Consider the following 20,384-nt stretch of genomic DNA (forward strand, 5'->3'; position numbering starts at 1 on the left):
CTCAAGGATGAGTTACTCGGCCCGCTTTACGGCGCAGGCGCGCGACGACCTGATGCGGCTTGTCGCATTCCTGGCAGAACAGGATCCGACAGCCGCAAACCGCGCCCGCACGGCCATTGGGCAGGCCGTATCGCTACTGGAAACTTTCCCGCTGAGCTGCCGTACGCTGGACCCCGCCCATCCCCGCATCCGAGAGCTCCTGATCCCTTTTGGCCGTTTGGGCTACGTGGCCCTGTTCGAAATTGACGATGCCGAAAGGGTCACCCTCCTCGCGTTTCGCCGTCAGCGCGAAGACGACTACTTCTGACATTTTCCTGCCAGGCATACGCCATCGAGAGCATCGAGGCCCTGTGGGCGGGTCCGACCGATTGCCACGGCCTCTGCGAGGCCTCGCAATGGCCGGTGTGGGTACGGCTGTCAGGCGGGTAGCGGCAGCCGGCCCTGGTAGTGGAATTGGGTCAGGGGAAAGTCGTGCAGGGCGCCGTCGCGGGGCTTGAGGAAACGGACGTGGTCGGCGGTGAGCTGGCACAGCCAGGGATCCTGGCGCGTGGGTTTGTTGCGGGTAAACGGGCGCGCATTGAAGAGCCCGAGGTTCAGGCCGGCCTCGTGATCGCGGGCGGACGGGTATTCGAACAGGTCGATGCCGGCCTCGCGCAGCGCGGCGCCCAGGGCCTGGGTGGCCTGATAGTCGGCGGGATGACGCAACAGGTCCGCGTGTTCAGCGAACGGGCGCTGATCGAGCTGCAAGCCATTGGGGCTCTGGTAGCGTGCGGCGAACAACGTGTGCTGGGTATCGAGCTTTCGCGGTGGCGGGGTCGCCATGCCATGCCAGAACACAAACCGGTAGTAGGCTGCCTCGGCGAGGACCGTGCGCTCGCGCAGGGCGCCGTAGAACAGGCTGGGTTCGTGGCGACGGCCGAAGCGCGAGCCGTGACGTAGCGGCGGGTAGCGAAACGGCGTCGCCAGCAGGTAGTGCAGCCGTTCCGTACCCGGACGCCGGGGCGGCTTGGTGGCCTCCAGCATCTCTTCCAGAACGGCCTGGCGGTCGAGCGAGCTGACAATCTGGTTGGTGGCAACCTGCTCCTGGCTCTCCACCAGGCGCAGGACCTCCCCCCTCAGCGTGACACGCGGCGCCGCTTCGACCAGGGCATCCCAGTCCGGCATGTCAGGTTGCCCTCATAGCTTGCCGCGGATCGCGTCGAGGTACTCCAGCACCCCCACCAAACCCTGAACCGTGCGGATCTGCTCGGCGGGCACGCCTCCGGTGTGGTGGTTGTGCGTCTGCATCCAGTGTTTCATCGCACCGGCATCCCCGCCGGTGAGGACATAGAGCGCGCGATAGCAGCGAATCAGCAACAGCGCCAGCTCACCCGGCTTGCTGGCCGGATCGATGTTGCCCCGGCTGATGTCCGTACGCCCGCGTCCGACCACCTCGCCCAGCTCCGCCTGGGTCAGGCCCAGCGCCTTGCCGGCATTGACCAGCGCCTCGCGCAGGACCTCGGAACGTTCCGGGGCCAGAAGCTCTGCAGTGCTCATGACTCACCTCCAGACAAACAGAAGTAAGCACATACTAGCACTCCATGTGCATACTGCACACTCAAACCCTGCGCGACCTTTGGCCATCCGGCACCGCACGCGCCCATCGGTCCGGCCGCGCGAGACGCAACCGCGTGTTCGAGTGCTACGATCGGCGCGACGGATTCATTACGCCCTGCCCCAGACTCATGCAGGTCGGGGCACCACCGGAGAGGACTCCATGCTGATCACGCTGCTGTTGATGATTGTGTTGCTGCTGGTGGCGGGCGCCTTGCTGATCTGGCAGGCAAGCATCATCTTCAGCCTGGAGATCGCGGACGGAACGCTACGGGTGCGGCGCGGCGACCCGCCGATGCACTTCGAACACGCGGCACGGGATATCGTCCGCCGCTACGGCATCAAGAACGGCCGCCTGACGGCCGTTCGCACCGGCAAGGGTCTGCGCCTGCGCAGCTCGTCCTCCATCCCGAAGGAGGCGCACGGTGAACTGCAGGGCGCGCTCCAGCGCGTGAAGGTGGGCCAGAAACGCCGCAAGAAACGCCGGTAACGCGCCCAGGCCAGACCGGCGCCACCACCGCACAACGTGGCCGGCATCAGTCAGCGGCCGCGAGCAGACTGGCGTTGCCGCCGGCGGCGGTGGTGTCGATGCACAGGTGGCGCTCCACCACATAGCGCTCCGGCGCGATCAGGGCGGTCTCCAGCGCAATGATCGGCCCGTCGCGCTGCGCCAGCGCCTTGCGCAAACTGCGGCTCCACTCGCTGTTACCGACCGCGGCGACCGCTACCAAACCGTTGAGTACAGCCAGCGTTTCCGGCTCGACGACGCCGTCGATCCCCTGCAGCGGGACGTCGGCCTTTTGCAGCGCCCGCGCGGCGCGTTCGGCACCCGGGACTACCATGACCACCGGACACCCCGCCCCCAGCGCCTGCACCGCCTGCGCCAGTGCAACCTCCGCACTCGGCCCCAGGCACAGCACCGGACCGCGGGGATAGAGACGCAGGCGATTACTCTCGCCGGTCGGCCCCGGTAGCGTCTGCGGACTCGTGTCGAACGCCGCGGTCTCCGCCAGGGCCTGGCGCAGCAGCCCCGCGCGCTCCGGCAGCGCCTTGCGCAGCACCTCCATCCGGTCGGTGCGCGCGGCCCAGTCACCGGCATCCAGCGCGTCCAGGGCCCGCTGCAGGGTATCCCGTGCAACCCCGGGGGCCTCCGCATCCGGCGCCGCGGGTTGATCCGCGGCGACCGGCGGGCGGCGCCCGAAACGGGTCAGGTATAGCGGCCCGCCCGCCTTCGGGCCGGTGCCGGAGAGCCCCTCGCCGCCGAACGGCTGGGAGCCGACGATGGCGCCGATCTGGTTGCGGTTCACGTACTGGTTGCCCACGCGCAGACGCTCGACCACCTGCTGCACGCGATCGTCGATGCGGGTATGCAGGCCGAAGGTCAGGCCGTAACCGCGGGCATTGATGGCATCCACCACGGCGTCCAGATCCCGCGCGCGAAAGCGCGCGACGTGCAGCACGGGGCCGAATACCTCGCGCTCCAGGGCCTCGATCCCCGAGAGCCGGACGATGGAGGGGGCGACAAAGCGTCCGGTCTCCGGCACCGGCAGCGCCTTCATCAGGCGTCCCTGCTCCTTCTGCGCCTTCAGGTAGTCGCGGATATCCGCCTGTGCCTCGGCATCGATCACCGGCGAGACGTCGGTCGCCAGTTGCCAGGGATCGCCGATGGTCAGCGCGTCCATCGCGCCCTGCAGCATCTCCAGCAACCGGTCATGGGCCTCGTCCTGCACGTAGAGCATGCGCAGCGCCGAGCAGCGCTGCCCGGCGGACTGGAAGGCGGAGGCAAGGATGTCGCGCACCGCCTGTTCGGTCAGCGCGGAGCTGTCGACGATCATCGCGTTCAACCCGCCGGTCTCGGCGATCAGGACGGCGTCCGGCCCGGCGTTGTCCGCCAGACTACGATGGATCCGCTGCGCCACCTCAGTGGAGCCGGTGAAGCAGACCCCACTGATGCGCGGATCGGCGGTGAGCGGCCCGCCGACGGACGGGCCGTCACCCGGCAACAGCTGCAGGGCGGTCTCCGGCAGGCCGGCCTTGCGCATCAGCTCCACCGCGCGGGTGGCGATCAGCGGGGTCTGCTCGGCCGGTTTGGCCAGCACGGTATTGCCCATCGCCAGGGCCGCGGCGACCTGCCCGGTGAAGATCGCCAGCGGGAAGTTCCACGGGCTGATGCAGACGAACACCCCGCGCGGCTCCAGCTCCGCCTCCTGTTCCAGCCGTTCGGCCTCGCCGGCGTAGTAGCGCAGGAAGTCGGCCGCCTCGCGCACCTCGGCGATGCCGTCCCACACGGTCTTGCCGGCCTCGCGGTTGGTCAGCGCGATCAGCTCGGGGGCGTGCGCCTCGTAACGCTCCGCGATGGCGCGCAGCAGGTCCGCCCGTGCCGCGACCGGATGCGCCGACCAGTCGACAAACCCCATCAATGCGGCGCGCAGGGCCTGCTCGACTTCCTCCACCGTGGCCTCGCGCACCTCCCCCACCACATCGTCGGGATCGGCGGGAGAAACCGCGTCGCGCGTTTCGCCCTGTGGCGCATGCCCCGCGGCCAGCATCGGCGCTGCCTGCCAGCGCGTCCGCGCGAAGGCCTCGCGCGCCTCGAGCAGCGGCAGGATGGAGGCGGGCTCGTTAACGCAGTAGCCACGCGAGTTCTGCCGCTGCGGCTGGTAGAGATCGGCCGGGTCGCGGATCGCCGGGTTGGCGATGGTGTCGCCCAGTGCCTCCAGATCGGCGAGCGGGTCGCGGGCGATCTCCGCCGGCGGGATGGCGCTGTCCACCACCTGGTTGACGAAAGAGCTGTTGGCGCCGTTTTCCAGCAGGCGACGCACGAGATAGGCCAGCAGGTCGCGATGCGCACCCACCGGGGCGTAGATGCGGCAGCGGGTGCCAGCCGTTGCCTTGACGATGGCGTGCACCGACTCGCCCATGCCGTGCAGGCGCTGGAACTCGAAGCCGCCGCGATCGTCTCCGGCCATGGCCAGCACCGCCGCACAGGTATGCGCGTTGTGAGTGGCGAACTGCGGGTAGATGCGGTCGCGCCGGTCCAGCAGCATCTGCGCGCAGGCGATGTAGCTGACATCGGTATTCACCTTGCGCGTGAACACCGGGAAGTGTTCCACGCCCCGTTCCTGCGCCAGCTTGATCTCGGTATCCCAGTAGGCGCCCTTGACCAGGCGCACCATGATCCGCCGATCGAGGCGCTCCGCCAGGGCGTCAAGCGCCTCGATTACCGGCGCCGCCCGGCGGCCGTAGGCCTGCACGACCACGCCGAAGCCGTCCCAGCCGGCCAGCTCCGGATCCGCCAGCAGGGCCTCGATCACGTCCAGCGACAACTCCAGGCGATCCTGCTCCTCGGCGTCGATGTTGAAGCCGATCCCGGCCTGCGCCGCCTGCCGAGCCAGTTCCCGTGTCCGCGGCACAAGTTCCGCCATCACCGTCGCGTGGTGGGTGTACTCGTAGCGGGGATGCAACGCGGAAAGCTTGACCGAGACGCCGGGACTGGAACGGACGTCGCCCTGCGCCTGCTTCGCGATCTCCGCGATGGCCGTGGCATAAGCGCGGTGATAGCGCCGGGCGTCGGCATCGGTGCGTGCGGCCTCGCCGAGCATGTCGTAGGAATAGGTGTAGCCCTCGCGCTCCATCTCGCGCGCGTTGCGCATCCCCTGGGCAATCGTCTCGCCGAGCACGAACTGGCGCCCCAGCAGTTTCATCGACTGCGCCACGGCAGTACGCACCAGCGGCTCGCCGACCCGCCGGATCAGCCCGCGCAGTGCGGCGGCCGGGCGCTGCGGGTCATCGCTCAGCACCTTGCCGGTCAGCATCAAGGCCCAGGTAGAGGTGTTCACCAGCGACGACGAGGAATGCCCGAGGTGGGCGCCCCAGTCGGAGGGCTCGATCTTGTCCTGGATCAGCTCGTCGATGGTCTCGGCGTCCGGCACCCGCAGCAGGGCCTCCGCCAGACACATCAGACCGACACCCTCCTCGGTGGACAGGCCGTACTCGGCGAGGAAGCTCTCCAGCATCGACGGCGATGTGTCGGCGCGCACCCGCTCGACGATGCGCGCGCCCTCGGCCGCGATACGGGCGCGGGCCTCGGCATCCAGCCGGATGCCGGCCCGCAGGTCGCGCAGCACGGCCGCCTCGTCGGCCCCGTATGCCGCCCGGATGCGGGCACGATACGGGTCGAGGACAGTGTCCTGCTGGGATTCGGGCTGCTGCATCGGCCTGCTCCCGTGTAAAGGGGGTCGCTATACCCGGCCCGGGCGCCTTCGGTCACCTTACCCGGTGTAAGCGCAGACCCGGGCGCAGGGCATCACATGTGACCGGTCTTCACGTAGATCAGCGTCTCCTCCTCCACCCAGGGGTCGTGCTGACTCGAATGCGGACTGCGGATCCACGTGCCCGCGGGATAGCGCCCGTGCTCGTCGATGAACTCGCCGGACAGCACGAGGATCTCCTCGCCGCCCCAGTGCCGGTGGGGCTGGAAGTGTTCGCCGGCCGGCCAGTGCACCAGTGCGGTGTGTTCGGCACCGAAGCTGTGCAGATGCAGGACGCGCAAGCCGCCGATGCCAGGCTGGAAGAGCGCCGAGTGGGTATCGACCACCACCTTCTCGCGATCCTCGGGCGCGAACTGCTCCAGCTTCACGAACAACGTGCAGCCGGGATCCGAGTGCGGCGTGTGGCGGGAACCCGGCGGATTGCGCAGGTAGGTGCCGGCGGGATAGTCACCGGTTTCGTCGGAGAACACGCCGTCCAGTACCAGGATCTCCTCGCCCAGCGCATGCGTGTGCGGCGGGAAGCGGGCTCCGGGCTGGAACTGCACGATGCTGGTGGCGCGGCCCGCTTCCGCCTGCTCGCGTTCCAGCGGCTTGCGCACCACGCCGTCGGCACGGCTGCCGCTCCAGGGCTGCGCCGACGTCTCCACGACCACCGGCCGGTTCAGATCCAGGTTCAGGGCTCCCGTCATGCGCGCTCCGATCGTCTCTTCAGTCGAACGCGGTGCCACGCAATTAGTTCCTTGCCGGGAAGGGCACGGGCATTCAGTGGTGGTGGCCCGGATGGCCGTGATGATGGCCATCTCCCGGGCTGTCTTCCGCCTCGCCGTGATAACCGCGGGCCTGCCGATAGCGCACCTTCTGCTCCTCGCTGAGCAACGCATCCATCTTCAGGTGGTAGGACAGGTGCAGGTGGCGCAGGCGGCCGCGCAGCTCGCCGATCGCGACCGTGAGCGTCTCGATGGTATCGCTGGAGATCGCGCCCTCCGCGAAGCGCTCGTCCAGTTCCCTTTCGCGCTCCACGATGCGCCGGCCCAGTTGGCGCGCCTGCTCCCGCATGGTCTCGAACAGCCGCTCGGTCTCGCGACGTTGTTCGCTCGTCAGGCCCAGCTCCGCTGCCACCTCGAGCACATGCAGAGGGCCCGGGTAGCCGTGCAGCTCGGCCGGCAGCGCCATCCCCATGCCGCGCCCTTCCAGGAGATCTTCGGTCTCCTGCGCGGAGAGTGCCTTGATCTCGCGCTCCTGCAACCCGGAATACGGATTGGCCGCGGCCGATGCGGACATCACCAGCGCAAGGCTCGCGCCCATCAACCCCGAAAACGCGATAACACGATGCATGCAGGAATCCCCTGGCAAGAAATGGCGTCTGGATTGTAGCGCCCAGACCAATCACGGGACACCGAACCGCTCACGGACGTCTAGACTCCGGATCGATACTCATAAAAAGGCAAAAGGACGCGACATGCTGATTATCGGATTGATTGTGGTCGTCGCCGCGCTGGTGTTCGCCACGGCGAAACTGCGCGTACATCCGTTCCTCGCCCTGCTGATCGCCGCCTTCGCAATGGCACTCATCGGCGGTATCGCGCCGCGCGAGGCGATCAGCGTCATCAACGACGGCTTCGGTAGCACTCTGGGCTACATCGGCATCGTGATCGCCCTGGGGACGATCATCGGGGTCATCCTCGACCGCACCGGCGCGGCCGTGGTGATGGCGGAGGCGATCATCCGCGCGCTGTCCGACCGCTTCCCTACCCTCACGGTCTCGATCATCGGCTACATCGTATCCATCCCGGTGTTCTGCGACTCCGGCTACGTGATCCTGAACTCGCTGAAGAACGCGCTGGCCAAGACCGCCGGCATCTCGGTGGTGGCCATGAGTGTCGCGCTGGCGACCGGGCTGTTCGCCACGCACAACTTCGTGCCGCCCACCCCCGGCCCGATTGCGGCCGCCAGCAACATCGGCATCGCCGATGCCCTGGGCCTGGTGATCCTGGTGGGGCTGTTCGTCTCGGCCGTAGCGGCCGCGGTGGGCTGGCTGTGGGCCAGCCGCTACGCGCATGCCAATGACGAAGAGCTGCTGGAACCGGACCCGATCAGCGAGGCCACCGGGCAGGAGGTCGAGAGGGAAGAGATCAAGCTGGAACACCGCCCGACGACCCTGGGCGCGTTCATGCCGATCCTGGCACCCATCGTGCTGATCTCCATCGGCTCCGTTGCCTTGCTGGCCACCCGCGACACCGAGGCCGGGATATTCGCCAGCGCACTGATCTTCCTCGGCACCCCAGTCGTGGCGCTGGCCATCGGCGTGATCTTCGCGCTGCTGCTGATCAAGGGCGCCGGCATCAAGGACCGCTTCCACCAGATGACGGTCGACGCCATCCTGCTGGCGGCCCCGATCATCCTGATCACTGGGGCCGGCGGCGCCTTCGGCAACGTGCTGCGCGAGACCCCGATCGGCGATCAGCTGGGCGACCTGCTGAGCGGTCTGGGTCTGGGCCTGCTGGTGCCGTTCCTGATCGCGGCGGCGCTGAAGTCCGCCCAGGGCTCGTCCACCGTGGCACTGGTCACCGCCTCCAGCATGATCGCGCCGATGCTGGCCTCGCTGGGGCTGGATTCGACCATGGGAATGGTCCTGGCCGTGATGGCCGTGGGTGCCGGTGCGATGACCGTCTCGCACGCCAACGACAGCTTCTTCTGGGTGGTCACCCAGTTCAGCCGCATGAAGGTGTCCACCGCGTACAAGGTGTTCACCACCGCCACGCTGCTGCAGGGCATCAGCGCGATGATCACCATCTACATCCTGGGCCTGATCTTTGTCTGAACGACTCCGGGTCGTCGTTTGCCCGGACAGCTACAAGGGCAGCCTGGAGGCCGAGGACGTGGCCGCCGCCATGGCCCGCGGGGTGCACGCCGCCCGACCGGATGCCCGGGTACGCTCCCTGCCCATGGCGGATGGCGGCGAGGGCACGGCGCGGCTGGTCAGCCACACCCTCGGCTGGGCCTGGCACCTGTCGGATGTGACCGGCCCCACCGGCACCCACCTGAGCGCTGGCTGGGGCTGCGATCACCGCGAGCAGCGGGCCGTGATCGATGTCGCCTCTGCCTGCGGGCTGGACCGGATCCCCGACGACCGGCATGACCCTTGGCAGCTCCACAGCTTCGGCGTCGGCGAACTGATGCGGGCGGCCCTGGACGCCGGCGCCGAACACCTGATGATCGGCCTCGGCGGCAGCGGCACGGTGGACGGCGGCGCGGGCATGCTGGCCGCCCTGGGCGTGCGCTTCCTGGATGCCGAGGGACACGCGCTTGCGCCCCACCCGGCCGGCCTGGCCGATCTCGCACGGGTCGATTTCGACGCGCTGGACCCGCGCCTGGGCCGCATCGACATCACCGTGCTGAACGATGTGGACAACCCCCTGACCGGGCCGCATGGCGCGGCGGCGGTATTCGGCCCGCAAAAGGGCCTGAAGGCGGCCGACATCCCGGCGATGGATGGGCACATGGAGCACCTGGCGCGTTGCATTGATGCCGCCGGGCACCTCCATCGTCCCACCGACACCCCGGGCGCCGGCGCCGCCGGTGGGCTCGGGTTCGCACTGGACTGCGTCCTCGGCGGTAGCGCGCGCATGGGCGCGGGCTACCTGGCCGAACTGATCGGGCTGGACGCCGCGATCCGCGAGGCCGATCTGGTCATCACCGGCGAGGGCCAGCTGGACGGCCAGACCTCGCACGGCAAGGTGGTAGCAGAAGTCGTGCGCCGCGCCCGAGAACTGCGGGTCCCTGTGGTGGCGATCGCCGGCTCCATCGCCTGCGACGAGGCCGAGATCGGCGCCTTCGGCCTGAGCGACGCCCGCGCCCTGTGCGACGGCAGCATCACCCTGGACCAGGCCCTGGCCCGCCCCGCACACTACATCGCCGAGCGCACCCGTGCCCTGATCGAGGCGGCCGAACCGGGTGTCCGACCGTGAATCAGCGGAATGCTCCCGTCTGAAAGGAACGTGTTCGGTTGATCCGGGTCCGACTCGCAGCACGGATCGATACGAACCCAAAGGAAGACCCCATGACCAAGCACGATGACGCGCTTTTTCGCCCCTACAGCCTGGGCCCGCTGGAGCTGCCGAACCGGGTGCTGATGTCCCCGCTGACGCGCTCGCGCGCCGGGCAGCCAGGCGACGTGCCCACTGATCTGAACGCCGAGTACTACGCGCAGCGTGCCGGTGCCGGCCTGATCATCAGCGAGGCCACGCAGGTCTCGCCGCAGGGCAAGGGGTATGCGTTCACCCCGGGCATCCACTCGCAGGAGCAGGTGGACGGATGGCGCAAGGTCACCGAGGCCGTGCATGGCGCCGGGGGACGCATCCAGGCGCAGCTGTGGCACGTCGGCCGCATCTCGCGCCCGGAGCTACAACCCGACGGTCAGAAGCCAGTCGCCCCTTCCGCGATCCAGCCGGAGGGCGCCTATACCTTCATCAGTGCCGAATCCGGCATGGTTGAAGTACTGGAGCCGCGCGCGCTGGAACTCGACGAGTTGCCGGGCATCGTGGAGCAGTATCGCCAGGGCGCGCAGAATGCCAAGGCGGCGGGCTTCGACGGCGTGCAGATCCACGCCGCCAACGGCTACCTGCTGGACCAGTTCATCCGCAGTGGCAGCAACCACCGCACCGACGCCTACGGGGGCTCGGTGGAGAACCGCATCCGCCTGCCGCTGGAGGTGGTGCGCGCGGTGATCGAGATCTGGGGTCCGGAGCGCGTGGGCATCCGCGTGAGCCCGACCGGCAGTTTCAACGGCATGCATGATGATGATCCGCTGGAAACCTACAGCGCCTTCGCCGAGGCCCTGGACGCCACCGGCATCGCCTACATCGAGGTGGTGGAGGACTCGTTCCAGGGCAACCACGAAACCGGCCGCCCGGAATCCATCATCGACGCCATCCGCGCGCGCTTCAGCCAAACCTACATCGGCAATGGCGCCTACAGCGCCGACGAGGCCCGCGAGCGCATCGCTGTCGGACGCTGTGACCTGGTCACCTTCGGCCGCCCGTTCATCGCCAACCCGGACCTGCCCGAGCGCTTCCGCCAGGGTGCCCCGCTCAACGAGTGGGACGAAGCCACCTTCTACGGCGGCGACGAACACGGCTACACCGACTACCCGGCGCTCACGTGACCCGTGGCTCTTTCCGGCCGTCGGCAGGGCCTCTGAATTAACTAGACGGCGACGTCGGCCAGGTGGCCCTTGCCCTCCAGCCAGGCGCGGCGCTCGCCGGCGCGTTTCTTGCCGAGCAGCATGTCCATCAGCTGCATGGTGTCGTCGGCGGCGTCGAGGGTGAGCTGCACCAGACGCCGAGTGTCCGGGTTCATGGTGGTCTCGCGCAGCTGTAGCGGGTTCATCTCGCCCAGCCCCTTGAAACGGGTCACGGAGATCTTGCCCTTCAGTTTTTCTGCCTCGATGCGTTCCAGCACGCCAGCCTTCTCGTCGTCGTCCAGGGCGTAGAAGGTCTGCTTGCCGACGTCTACACGATAAAGCGGCGGCATGGCGATATACACGTGCCCCCGCTCCACCAGCGGCCGGAAGTGCTTCAGGAACAATGCGCACAAGAGCGTGGCGATATGCGCGCCGTCGGAGTCGGCATCGGCCAGGATGCAGACCTTGCCGTAGCGCAGCCCGTCCAGGCTGGCCTGGCCCGGGTCCACGCCCAGGGCCACGGAGATGTCGTGGATCTCCTGCGAGCCGAGCACCTGGTCCGGGTCCACCTCCCAGGAATTCAGGATCTTGCCGCGCAGCGGCATGATCGCCTGGAAATCGCGATCGCGCGCCTGCTTGGCGGAGCCGCCAGCCGAGTCGCCCTCGACCAGGAACAGCTCGGTGCGTTCGAGGTCCTGGCTGGCGCAGTCGGCCAGCTTGCCCGGCAGGGTCGGGCCCTGGGTAATCTTCTTGCGCACCACCTTGCGGCCGGCGCGCTGGCGCTTCTGTGCGTTCTGGATCGAGAGTTCCGCGATGCGCTCGCCCTGCTGCGGGTGCTGGTTCAGCCACAGGCTGAAGGCGTCCTTGACCACGCCGGAAACAAACGGCGCGGCCTGGCGCGAGGACAGCCGCTCCTTGGTTTGCCCTGCGAACTGCGGGTCCTGCATCTTGAACGACAGCACGCTGGCCACCCTCTCCCAGACATCCTCCGGGGCCAGCTTGATGCCGCGCGGGAGCAGACTGCGAAACTCGCAGAACTCGCGGACCGCTTCGGTCAGGCCGGTGCGCAGGCCGTTCACATGGGTACCGCCCTGGGTGGTCGGGATCAGGTTTACGTAGCTCTCGCTGACCACCTCGCCGCCCTCCGGCAGCCAGGTCACGGCCCAGTCGGCGGCCTCGGTCGCCCCGGCGATCGAACCCATGAACGGCTCCTCCGGCAGGCGCTCCAGACCATCCAGGGCCTCCACCAGATAGTCACGCAGCCCGGCGGCGTAGCACCATTCGCAGGCCTCGCCAGTCGTCTCGTCACGGAAGGTTACGGTCAGGCCCGGGCACAGCACGGCCTTGGCGCGCAGGATGTGCTTGAGTCGGGGCACCGAGAACCGCGGCGAATCGAAGTACTGCGGGTCCGGCCAGAAATGCAGCGTGGTGCCGGTATTGCGCTTGCCGACGTCGCCGACCGCCTCCAGGTCCTGCGTTTTGTAACCGCCGGCGAAGGCCATGCGGTACTCGCGCCCATCGCGCTTGATCTGGATCTCCAGCCGCTTCGACAGCGCGTTCACCACCGACACGCCAACCCCGTGCAGGCCGCCGGAGAACTGATAGTTCTTGTCCGAAAACTTTCCGCCCGCGTGCAGGGTGGACAGGATCACCTCGACCCCGGGGCGTTTCTCGCGCGGGTGCAGGTCCACCGGCATGCCGCGGCCGTCGTCGCTGACCGAGACCGAGTCGTCCTTGTGCAGGATCACGTCGATGCGCTTGGCGTGGCCGCTGATCGCCTCGTCCACCGAGTTGTCGATCACCTCCTGCGCCAGGTGGTTCGGGCGGGTCGTGTCGGTGTACATGCCCGGGCGCTTGCGCACCGGGTCCAGCCCCTCGAGGACCTCGATATCGGATGCGGAATAGCTCACGTGATGGTTCCTGTGTCGATTGCGCACTCGCGGATGCGCGAAGGGTAGCAAATCAGGGCTGCTTGCAATCGCCCCCATGATCCCAACAATGCTGTGCAGATTTCGTATTCAAGTGTTTCAGGAGGGTTCCCATGGCAGAAGCCGCAAGCGCAACCGGCGACGATATCCTCGACGTCACGCAGGAAAACTTCCAGCAAGCGGTGCTGGACGAGTCCCACCAGCGCCCGGTGGTCGTGGATTTCTGGGCCGCCTGGTGCGGACCGTGCCAGCAGTTGATGCCGCTACTTCAGCAGCTCGCCACGCAGTACGCCGGCAAGTTCCGCCTGGCCAAGGTCAACAGCGACGAGCAGCAGGCCCTGGCACAGCAATACGGTGTGCGCAGCCTGCCGACCGTCATGATCTTTCGCCACGGCAAGCCGGCGGATCAGTTCATGGGCGTGCAGCCGGAGCCGAACATCCGCGCGATGATCGACCAGTACCTGGAGAAGCCCTCCGACAAGCTGATCGAACAGGCGCGCGAGCAGGCCAAGACCGGCGACGTGGACGGCGCCCTGGCGACCCTCAAGGCCGCGCTGGAGGAGGACCCCGACAACGGCGACCTGCGCATCGAGCTGGCGCGCGCCCTGGCCCAGTCCGGCGATCCCGAGGCGGCCGAGACCGAACTCGCCAAACTGCCGCTGGATCAAAGCGAGAAGGAAGAGGCCAAGACCCTGCGCGCCCGCCTGGTGTTTGCCAAGACGGCGGCCGGCGTCGACCCGCAGGCGCTGGCCAAAGAACTGCAGAAAGGCGACCCGCGCCCCGAGGCGCTGGAGCAGATGGCTGCCTACGCGATGCTCTCCGGACGCGCCGAGGAGGCGCTGGGGCTATACCTGCAACTCATGAAGCAGCACCGCGCCTATAACGATGGGGCCGGCCAGCAGGGCCTGCTGGCCGCGTTCAAGGTGCTGGGGGATGACCACCCGCTGGTCGGGCAGTATCGACGGCAGATGGCGTCGCTGCTCTACTGAACAGGGCCCGGTTGCCGGCGCAGCATCCCTCCAACCGGCTATGGCCTCGACCACGCCCCATCGGCCAGAGGCTGGCCTCCTGCACGTCGGTATCCCCGGATATCGACGTGCAGGAGCCGAGCCCCTCGGCGATCGGGCGCTGGTCAACCACCATCGATCCGAGATTCCCCTGCGACGGGAACCGCGGTGTGCAGGTCAAGCGCGGGCGGGGGCTTCGCGAGCAAGCTCGCTCCCACAGGGGGCTTCCCACCTGTTGCACGACCTATTGCCTGGCGACGACCTCGCCGGTGAGTTGGGTGCCGGCGGCAAGGGTGGAGTAGATGGTGCCCTTCTGCACGTTGCGGTGCAGCAGCTCGACCATTTCCTCATCGGCATCGGTGCCGACCTCGACGCGATACTCGATCTTCGCGATGGCCGGTGGGTCGTCCTGGCGCCAGCCGCGCAACTGGATGGAGATGCTGTCCACCTCCATGCGCAGCATCGGCAGGGCGCGCTGGATGCCGCGCACCATGCAGGCACCGAGTGACGCCAGCAAAAGCTCCGGGGGACCAAGGGAGACGCTGATTGAATCGCGCATCCGCGCTCGAGTCGCTTTTGCGTGCGAACAAGGCGCGGTGACTGCCGTGCAGTCATTCTGCACAAGGGAGCCGCAACGCCGTGCGCGCGCAAAAGCGGCCGAGCCCCTTCGGGGTTGGCACCCCAGGTTCCCCGATCCTGCGTTGCGGCCCTTGCCGGTAGCACCACTACCGGCTGCGCACCGCGCCTTGTCTCGGAAAACCTGGGGCGCCAACGCGGATGCGCGATTCAATCAGCGTCTCCCTAAGCATCGTCGCGCCCGTCCATGTCGGTGTCCAGGGTGACTTCGGCCTGCTTGGCGTGCGCCAGGCTGCCGTGCGCGTCCACCCGTTCGACGTTCAGCTGATACTCAAGCATGTCATCTCCATCCCGCAGCCGGATCGCAATGCGCGACCCGGCGCCTGGATATCAGTTACTGCCGAGGATGCGCTCGATCACCGCCTGCGGTTCCTGGTAGCCGGACATCTGTTGTCCGCTCTCCGTGATCAGTGCCGGGGTGCCGCGCAGCCCAAGTTGCTGGCCCATGGCCATGTGCTGATCCTGCGGCGTGGCGCAGCTGCCGTCGATGTCGTTCAGCTTGTCGCCTTCCTTGGCCCGATCCATCGCGTCTTCGCGGTCATCCGCGCACCAGATGCGATCCATGATCTCCGGAGAATCGCGACCGAGGACCGGGAACATCAGGTAGCGCACCTTGATGCCAGCCGCCAGATACTCCGGCAGGTCCTGGTGGATTTCGCGGCAGTAGGGGCAGTTCGGGTCGGTGAAGATGTTCAGCACACCGCGAGTGTCACCGTTCGGCGAGTAGGTCACCAGCTCGCTGTCGCCGATGGCGGCGAACATGTCGGCGCGCACCCCGCTGAGCGCGGCCTGGGTCAGGTTCTCGCGGGTGTCCAGATCGACCAGGTTGCCCTGAATCAGATAGCGGCCGTCCCCGGACACATAGAGGATATCGGTGCCGTAGCGCACCTCGTAGATGCCAGCCATCGGGGTCTCCCGGATGCTGTCGGCCTCGGCATCCGGAATCACCCGGGCCATGGTTTCCTCGATGGCATCGGTCGCCATGACCGGGGTGCTGAACACGGCCAGGGCCGCGGCAAGGGGAAGAACGCGTTTCAGGAGCATGGATTCTCTCGTGTCAGTACAGAAAACAGAGCCAGTCTAGCAGCCCCCACGCGGGGAACCTGCGAAAGCTGGCAAGAGTGCGTAATAGACGTCAGCCGCGGGGATGATGTTCCGCATGCAGGCTTTGCAGACGGGCGCGTGCGACGTGGGTATAGATTTGCGTGGTCGAGAGGCTGCTGTGGCCCAGCAGCATCTGCACCACGCGCAGGTCCGCCCCGTGATCGAGCAGGTGGGTCGCGAAGGCGTGGCGCAGGGTATGCGGCGACAATGGCGATTCGATGCCGGCACTCCGTGCATGAGCCTTGATACGGTACCAGAAGGCCTGGCGCGTCAGCCCGCGCCCGCGGCGGGTGACAAACACCGCCTCGCAGGGCGGGTGGCCATCCATCAGGTCCGGCCGCGCCTCGCGCTGGAAACGGGCCAGCCAGTGCGCCGCCTCCTCGCCCAGCGGCACCAGGCGTTCCTTGTCGCCCTTGCCGGTGATGCGCACCACGCCCTGACGGCTGTTCACCTCCGACTGCTCCAGGCCCACCAGTTCCGACACGCGCAGGCCAGTGGCGTACATCAGCTCCAGCATCGCGCGGTCGCGCAGGCCCACAGCGGTCTCGAGGTCGGGCGCCTGCAACAGGGCGTCCACCTGGGCCTCGGACAGACTGGCCGGTAACGGGCGTCCGGCGCGGGGCGATTCGATCCCGGCACTGGGGTCATCCTCGCGCTCGCCCTGATAGACCCGATAGCGATAGAAACGCCGGATGCTGGACAGCGCCCGGGTAATGGACTTCGGCCGGGCCCCGGCCTGCATGCGCGCGCTGATGTACCCCAGCAGGTCGGGCGCCCCGGCGGTCTCCAGGTCCACGCCCCTGGGCTCCAGCCAGTGCGCCAGGCCCTCCAGGTCGCGGCGGTACGCCGCCAGGGTGTGATCGGAGAGCCCCTCGACCGCCCAGAGCTCGTCCAGGAAACGATCGAGGGGCGACGAGGTCGTCTCGGCGCTGGTCACGCGTTACGGCTGGCCGCCCCCGGGATTGCCCGGATTGCCCGGTGCCCCCGGGGTCTCGGCGCGGAATTTTCCGGCCAGGCTCTCGAACACCTTGGTCAGTTCCAGCGGCAGCGGGAAGAAGATGCTGTTGGCGGTGCCGTTGGTCGACATGTCGGCCATGGTCTGCAGGTAGCGCAGCTGCAGCGCGGCCGGGCTCGCTTCCATCTTCTGCGCGGCCTGCACCAGCTTCTCGGCCGCCTGCAGTTCGCCCTCGGCGTGGATGACCTTGGCGCGGCGTTCGCGCTCGGCCTCGGCCTGGCGGGCGATCGCACGGATCATCGAGTCGTCCAGGTCGACGTGCTTGATCTCGACGTTGGTGACCTTGATGCCCCAGGCGTCGGTCTGCGAGTCGAGGATCTCCTGGATGTCGTTGTTCAGCTTGTCGCGCTCGGAGAGCATCTCGTCGAGATCATGCTTGCCGAGGACCGAGCGCAATGTGGTCTGCGCGAGCTGGCTGGTCGCGGCGTAGTAGTCTTCCACCTGGATCACCGACTTGGCCGAATCCACCACGCGGAAGTACAGCACCGCGTTGACCCGTACCGTCACGTTGTCCTGGGAGATCACGTCCTGACTGGGTACGTCGAGGGTGATGATGCGCAGGTCGATCCGCACGATCTGCTGGATGCCCGGGATGACGATGATCAGGCCCGGACCCTTGACTGCCTGGAACCGCCCCAGAAAGAAGATGACGCCACGCTCGTACTCGCGCAGCACCTTGATCGACATCACGATGATGGCGATCAGGATGACTAGCGGAACGACAAAGAAACCGAGATCGTTCATGTCCTGCTCCTTCTACGTTGTGAGTACTGCACCGACCGGTCAGCCGGTCGATGCAGTGCCCGGGGTGTCCTCTTCGGTCGCGGGTTCGACCTGCAACTTGAGTCCGTCGATGGCGGTCACCCGCACCTTCTGCCCCTCGCGCACGGGTGCCGAGGTCTCCGCGTTCCACTGCTCGCTGTGGACCCAGACCCGGCCACTGCGTTCAAAGTCCTCGCGTGCCTCGCCGACCATGCCGATCATCTCTTCATAACCGGTGGCGGGCTTCTTGCCACGCAGCTTGAACAACCGGCCCAACACCCAGACCGACAGGATGCCGATGGCGATGGCCGTGCCAATCACCAGCGGCAGAGCCACATTCAGGTTGGGATCGTCCCACAAAATAATCGAACCGGTCGTAAACGCCACGATTCCTCCTATGCCCAGGGCCCCGAAACTGGGCACAAAGGCCTCCGCGATCATGAAGATCATCCCCAGCAGCATCAGCGCCAGGCCCGCGTAGTTCACCGGCATCACCTGCAGCGCAAAGAACGCCAGGATCAGCGCGATCGAGCCAATCACGCCGGGATAGATCGCGCCCGGATTGGCCAGCTCGAAGATGATGCCGTAGATCCCCAGCAGCATCAGGATATAGGCAATGTTCGGGTTGGTGATCACGGACAGCAACTGGGTGCGCCAGTCCGGGTCCATGCGCACGATCTCCAGTCCCTCGGTGGAGAGTGTGCGCTCACCGTCGTGCATGCGCACGGTATGCCCGTCGATCTGGGCGAGCAGGTCGTCCAGGTTGTCCGCCACAAAGTCGATGACGTTCTGCTCCAGCGCCGCGGAGGCGGTCAGGTTGGAACCCTCGCGTACCGTCTCCTCCGCCCAGTCGGCGTTGCGATCATAACGCTCGGCCAGACCGCGTATGTACGAGACCGCGTCCTCCAGCACCTTCCGCCCCATCGCGTCGTCGCCACGCCGCGGGGCCGCCTCGTCCTCCAGCAGCTCTTCCTCGCTGGCCGGCTCCACCTCGCCATTGGCCGTTCCGTTACCGTCCGCCGCCGTATCCGTATCATCGTCGCGCGCGTCGCCACGGGCCTCGTCGGCGTCCTCGTCGTCGCGGGCGTCCTCGCCCGCTTCCGGCGGATCCATGCCCGGGAGCCCACCGCCCCCCATCTGCACCGGCGTGGCCGACCCCAGATTGGTGGCCGGGGTCATGGCCGCAACATGCGACCCATAGAGCATGTAGGTCCCGGCACTGGCCGCGCGCGAGCCGGCCGGGTGGACATACGTCACCACCGGCACGTCCGATTGCAGGATGTTCTTGATGATGCTGCGCATACTGGAATCCAGTCCGCCGGGGGTATCCAGCATCAGGATCAGGATCTCGGCGTCTTCCGCCTCCGCGCGTTCAATGCCGCGACGGATGTAATCGCCGGTGGCCGGGCCGATGGCGTCCTCCACGGTCAGCATCAGGCCGTGGCGATCCCCGGTATCGGCCATACTCGCCGCGACCAGCCAGCCCGCACCGAGCACCAGCAAGGCCAGCCACAACAGATGTCGCCAAGGGCGCCATCCGCCCTGTCCCGCGTTGCGCCCGAATGGAACCCGCATGGGCTTCCTCTCCCGTCAGGATGGATTCGTCGTACACTGCGTGCGCACACGCGACAGCCGACACCACCACGATAAACCAAAGCCCGGACCGGCGCCGAACCCGCAGACCCGCATGGAAACGCAGGCAATGCAGACCCCGCCCGAAACCCTCACCGCCGTGATCCTGGCCGGCGGCCAGGGCCGCCGCATGGGCGGGTGCAACAAGGGCTGGGTCGAGTACCACGGGCGCCCGCTGATCGAACACGCGATCGAGCGCCTGCAGCCCCAGGCCGCACAGCTGGCCATCAGCAGCAATACCGATATCGACCGCTATCGGGCGCTGGGGTTTCCCTGTCTGTGCGATCGGCACCCGGATTACCGCGGCCCGCTGGCCGGGATCGCGGCGGCCTTCGCAGCCTTCCCCGGCCAGAACCTCCTGTGCGCCCCGGTGGACGCCCCGCATTGCCCGCGGGATCTCGGCGAACGCCTGCAACAGGCCGTGGACCGGGAACACGCCCCGGCCGCGGTCGCCCACGACGGCGAACGGCTGCAGCCGCTGTTCGCGCTGCTGCGCCCGACCCTGGCGCAGGCCCTGCTGGACGACCTGGAGCGCGGGTCCCTGGCCGCAGGACGCTGGTTTCGCGACATGGGGGCAATCCCCGTCGATTTCTCCGATCAGCCGCAGGCGTTCGCCAACATCAACACACCGGATGACCTGGGGAGGGACTGATCATGATCGCTATACTCTCGATCCCGAACCGCAGTGCCCGGGAACGACGCCCATGACCCAACCGACCATCCCCTCGCCCCTGCCCCGCATCGCCTTCGCCGCCTGGAGCGGCAGCGGCAAGACGACCCTGCTCAAGGGCGTGATCCCGGCCCTGCGCGCCCGTGGCCTGCGCCCGGCAATGATCAAGCACGCCCACCACGAGTTCGACGTGGACAAGCCGGGCAAGGACAGCTTTGAGCTGCGCCACTCCGGGGCGGACCAGATGCTGGTCGCCTCCGGGCGGCGCTACGCCCTGATGGTGGAGACGCCGGAGACCGACGACGGCCGCGTGCCGGATCTCGACATGCTGTGCGCGCGGCTGGACCCGCGACGCTCCGACCTGATCCTGGTCGAGGGCTTCAAGCAGTGGGACCTGCCGAAGATCGAGGTGCACCGCCCGTCGGTCGGCAAGCCGCCGCTGTACCGCGAGGTCGCCGGGGTGATCGCGGTGGCCACCGATGCCCCGACCCTGGACTTCGACGGCCCACTGCTGCCGGTCAACGACCCCGACGCAGTGGCTGCCTTCATCATCGACTACCTGAATATCCATCCCTGAAGCGGAG

The 20,384-nt window shown here is 67.6% G+C and carries 18 protein-coding genes and 1 pseudogene; 8 read left to right on the forward strand and 11 right to left on the reverse strand.

Annotation, left to right across the window (positions count from 1 at the left end):
* The first annotated feature begins 7 nt into the window (after positions 1-7).
* Positions 8-307 carry a type II toxin-antitoxin system RelE/ParE family toxin gene (locus G333_RS0100765; protein ID WP_019627426.1) on the forward strand — a complete coding sequence of 100 codons (300 nt, stop codon included), beginning with the start codon at positions 8-10 and terminating at the stop codon, positions 305-307.
* A gap of 110 nt (positions 308-417) precedes the next feature.
* On the opposite strand, the gene G333_RS0100770 is transcribed toward G333_RS0100765, so the two are convergent.
* Both G333_RS0100770 and G333_RS0100775 read right to left on the reverse strand, forming a co-directional pair.
* Positions 418-1,164 carry an RES family NAD+ phosphorylase gene (locus tag G333_RS0100770; RefSeq protein WP_019627427.1) on the reverse strand — a complete coding sequence of 249 codons (747 nt, stop codon included), beginning with the start codon at positions 1,162-1,164 and terminating at the stop codon, positions 418-420.
* Between the two features lie 12 nt (positions 1,165-1,176).
* Positions 1,177-1,536: an MbcA/ParS/Xre antitoxin family protein gene (locus G333_RS0100775; protein ID WP_019627428.1), complete on the reverse strand. Its 360-nt coding sequence runs from the start codon at positions 1,534-1,536 to the stop codon at positions 1,177-1,179.
* Positions 1,537-1,756: 220 nt separating this feature from the next.
* Here G333_RS0100775 and G333_RS0100780 point away from each other — a divergent pair, with 220 nt between their 5' ends.
* Positions 1,757-2,083 carry a DUF3634 family protein gene (locus tag G333_RS0100780; RefSeq protein WP_019563662.1) on the forward strand — a complete coding sequence of 109 codons (327 nt, stop codon included), beginning with the start codon at positions 1,757-1,759 and terminating at the stop codon, positions 2,081-2,083.
* A gap of 46 nt (positions 2,084-2,129) precedes the next feature.
* Here the strand turns inward: G333_RS0100780 and putA are convergent, their stop codons facing one another.
* The 3 genes from putA to G333_RS0100795 form a co-directional block, all read right to left on the reverse strand.
* The gene (gene putA, locus G333_RS0100785; protein ID WP_019627429.1) at positions 2,130-5,807 is read right to left on the reverse strand and encodes a bifunctional proline dehydrogenase/L-glutamate gamma-semialdehyde dehydrogenase PutA; all 3,678 of its coding nucleotides are present in this window, start codon (positions 5,805-5,807) and stop codon (positions 2,130-2,132) included.
* Positions 5,808-5,899: 92 nt separating this feature from the next.
* On the reverse strand, positions 5,900-6,553 hold the full coding sequence (locus G333_RS0100790; protein ID WP_019627430.1) for a cupin domain-containing protein: 654 nt from the start codon (positions 6,551-6,553) through the stop codon (positions 5,900-5,902).
* 73 nt (positions 6,554-6,626) lie between these two features.
* Complete coding sequence (locus G333_RS0100795) at positions 6,627-7,199, reverse strand: Spy/CpxP family protein refolding chaperone (RefSeq protein WP_018938811.1); 573 nt, start codon at positions 7,197-7,199, stop codon at positions 6,627-6,629.
* A 124-nt stretch (positions 7,200-7,323) separates the two neighbouring features.
* On the opposite strand from G333_RS0100795, the gene G333_RS0100800 reads away from it, so the two are divergent.
* From G333_RS0100800 to G333_RS0100810, 3 genes are all read left to right on the forward strand, one after another.
* Positions 7,324-8,685: a GntP family permease gene (locus G333_RS0100800; RefSeq protein WP_018938810.1), complete on the forward strand. Its 1,362-nt coding sequence runs from the start codon at positions 7,324-7,326 to the stop codon at positions 8,683-8,685.
* Complete coding sequence (locus G333_RS0100805; protein WP_081624486.1) at positions 8,678-9,832, forward strand: glycerate kinase; 1,155 nt, start codon at positions 8,678-8,680, stop codon at positions 9,830-9,832. Before G333_RS0100800 ends, G333_RS0100805 begins: the two co-directional genes overlap by 8 nt.
* A gap of 92 nt (positions 9,833-9,924) precedes the next feature.
* Positions 9,925-11,028, forward strand: a complete 1,104-nt coding sequence (locus tag G333_RS0100810) for an alkene reductase (RefSeq protein ID WP_019627432.1) — start codon at positions 9,925-9,927, stop codon at positions 11,026-11,028.
* Positions 11,029-11,069: 41 nt separating this feature from the next.
* Here the strand turns inward: G333_RS0100810 and parE are convergent, their stop codons facing one another.
* Positions 11,070-12,956 (reverse strand): DNA topoisomerase IV subunit B, encoded by a 1,887-nt coding sequence (gene parE / locus G333_RS0100815; protein WP_019563629.1) that lies wholly within the window; start codon positions 12,954-12,956, stop codon positions 11,070-11,072.
* Between the two features lie 131 nt (positions 12,957-13,087).
* Here parE and trxA point away from each other — a divergent pair, with 131 nt between their 5' ends.
* Positions 13,088-13,963 (forward strand): thioredoxin, encoded by an 876-nt coding sequence (gene trxA, locus G333_RS0100820; RefSeq protein ID WP_019568423.1) that lies wholly within the window; start codon positions 13,088-13,090, stop codon positions 13,961-13,963.
* 262 nt (positions 13,964-14,225) lie between these two features.
* Here the strand turns inward: trxA and G333_RS14170 are convergent.
* The 5 genes and pseudogenes from G333_RS14170 to G333_RS0100845 form a co-directional block, all read right to left on the reverse strand.
* Positions 14,226-14,516: pseudogene (locus G333_RS14170) on the reverse strand (OsmC family protein); the annotation flags it as partial.
* Between the two features lie 431 nt (positions 14,517-14,947).
* Complete coding sequence (locus G333_RS0100830; protein ID WP_018168174.1) at positions 14,948-15,661, reverse strand: DsbC family protein; 714 nt, start codon at positions 15,659-15,661, stop codon at positions 14,948-14,950.
* A gap of 91 nt (positions 15,662-15,752) precedes the next feature.
* The gene (xerD, locus tag G333_RS0100835) at positions 15,753-16,658 is read right to left on the reverse strand and encodes a site-specific tyrosine recombinase XerD (protein ID WP_018168175.1); all 906 of its coding nucleotides are present in this window, start codon (positions 16,656-16,658) and stop codon (positions 15,753-15,755) included.
* 3 nt (positions 16,659-16,661) lie between these two features.
* Positions 16,662-17,480: a slipin family protein gene (locus tag G333_RS0100840; protein WP_018168176.1), complete on the reverse strand. Its 819-nt coding sequence runs from the start codon at positions 17,478-17,480 to the stop codon at positions 16,662-16,664.
* Between the two features lie 39 nt (positions 17,481-17,519).
* On the reverse strand, positions 17,520-19,073 hold the full coding sequence (locus G333_RS0100845) for a nodulation protein NfeD (protein ID WP_019627433.1): 1,554 nt from the start codon (positions 19,071-19,073) through the stop codon (positions 17,520-17,522).
* Between the two features lie 127 nt (positions 19,074-19,200).
* Here G333_RS0100845 and mobA point away from each other — a divergent pair, with 127 nt between their 5' ends.
* Together mobA and mobB are read left to right on the forward strand one after the other, a co-directional pair.
* Positions 19,201-19,782, forward strand: a complete 582-nt coding sequence (mobA, locus tag G333_RS0100850; RefSeq protein WP_018168178.1) for a molybdenum cofactor guanylyltransferase MobA — start codon at positions 19,201-19,203, stop codon at positions 19,780-19,782.
* 52 nt (positions 19,783-19,834) lie between these two features.
* The gene (gene mobB, locus G333_RS0100855) at positions 19,835-20,377 is read left to right on the forward strand and encodes a molybdopterin-guanine dinucleotide biosynthesis protein B (protein WP_018168179.1); all 543 of its coding nucleotides are present in this window, start codon (positions 19,835-19,837) and stop codon (positions 20,375-20,377) included.
* Positions 20,378-20,384 lie beyond the last annotated feature (7 nt).

Origin of the sequence: Thioalkalivibrio sp. AKL10 (assembly GCF_000381845.1) — a bacterium.
In the GTDB taxonomy this organism is placed as follows: Bacteria; Pseudomonadota; Gammaproteobacteria; order Ectothiorhodospirales; family Ectothiorhodospiraceae; genus Thioalkalivibrio; species Thioalkalivibrio versutus.

Coding starts and splice junctions, on each gene's coding strand:
- G333_RS0100765 (WP_019627426.1), top strand. CDS start 8: ATGAGTTACTCGGCCCGCTTTACGGCGCAGGCGCGCGACGACCTGATG.
- G333_RS0100770 (WP_019627427.1), bottom strand. CDS start 1,164: ATGCCGGACTGGGATGCCCTGGTCGAAGCGGCGCCGCGTGTCACGCTG.
- G333_RS0100775 (WP_019627428.1), bottom strand. CDS start 1,536: ATGAGCACTGCAGAGCTTCTGGCCCCGGAACGTTCCGAGGTCCTGCGC.
- G333_RS0100780 (WP_019563662.1), top strand. CDS start 1,757: ATGCTGATCACGCTGCTGTTGATGATTGTGTTGCTGCTGGTGGCGGGC.
- putA (WP_019627429.1), bottom strand. CDS start 5,807: ATGCAGCAGCCCGAATCCCAGCAGGACACTGTCCTCGACCCGTATCGT.
- G333_RS0100790 (WP_019627430.1), bottom strand. CDS start 6,553: ATGACGGGAGCCCTGAACCTGGATCTGAACCGGCCGGTGGTCGTGGAG.
- G333_RS0100795 (WP_018938811.1), bottom strand. CDS start 7,199: ATGCATCGTGTTATCGCGTTTTCGGGGTTGATGGGCGCGAGCCTTGCG.
- G333_RS0100800 (WP_018938810.1), top strand. CDS start 7,324: ATGCTGATTATCGGATTGATTGTGGTCGTCGCCGCGCTGGTGTTCGCC.
- G333_RS0100810 (WP_019627432.1), top strand. CDS start 9,925: ATGACCAAGCACGATGACGCGCTTTTTCGCCCCTACAGCCTGGGCCCG.
- trxA (WP_019568423.1), top strand. CDS start 13,088: ATGGCAGAAGCCGCAAGCGCAACCGGCGACGATATCCTCGACGTCACG.
- G333_RS0100830 (WP_018168174.1), bottom strand. CDS start 15,661: ATGCTCCTGAAACGCGTTCTTCCCCTTGCCGCGGCCCTGGCCGTGTTC.
- G333_RS0100840 (WP_018168176.1), bottom strand. CDS start 17,480: ATGAACGATCTCGGTTTCTTTGTCGTTCCGCTAGTCATCCTGATCGCC.
- G333_RS0100845 (WP_019627433.1), bottom strand. CDS start 19,073: ATGCGGGTTCCATTCGGGCGCAACGCGGGACAGGGCGGATGGCGCCCT.
- mobA (WP_018168178.1), top strand. CDS start 19,201: ATGCAGACCCCGCCCGAAACCCTCACCGCCGTGATCCTGGCCGGCGGC.
- mobB (WP_018168179.1), top strand. CDS start 19,835: ATGACCCAACCGACCATCCCCTCGCCCCTGCCCCGCATCGCCTTCGCC.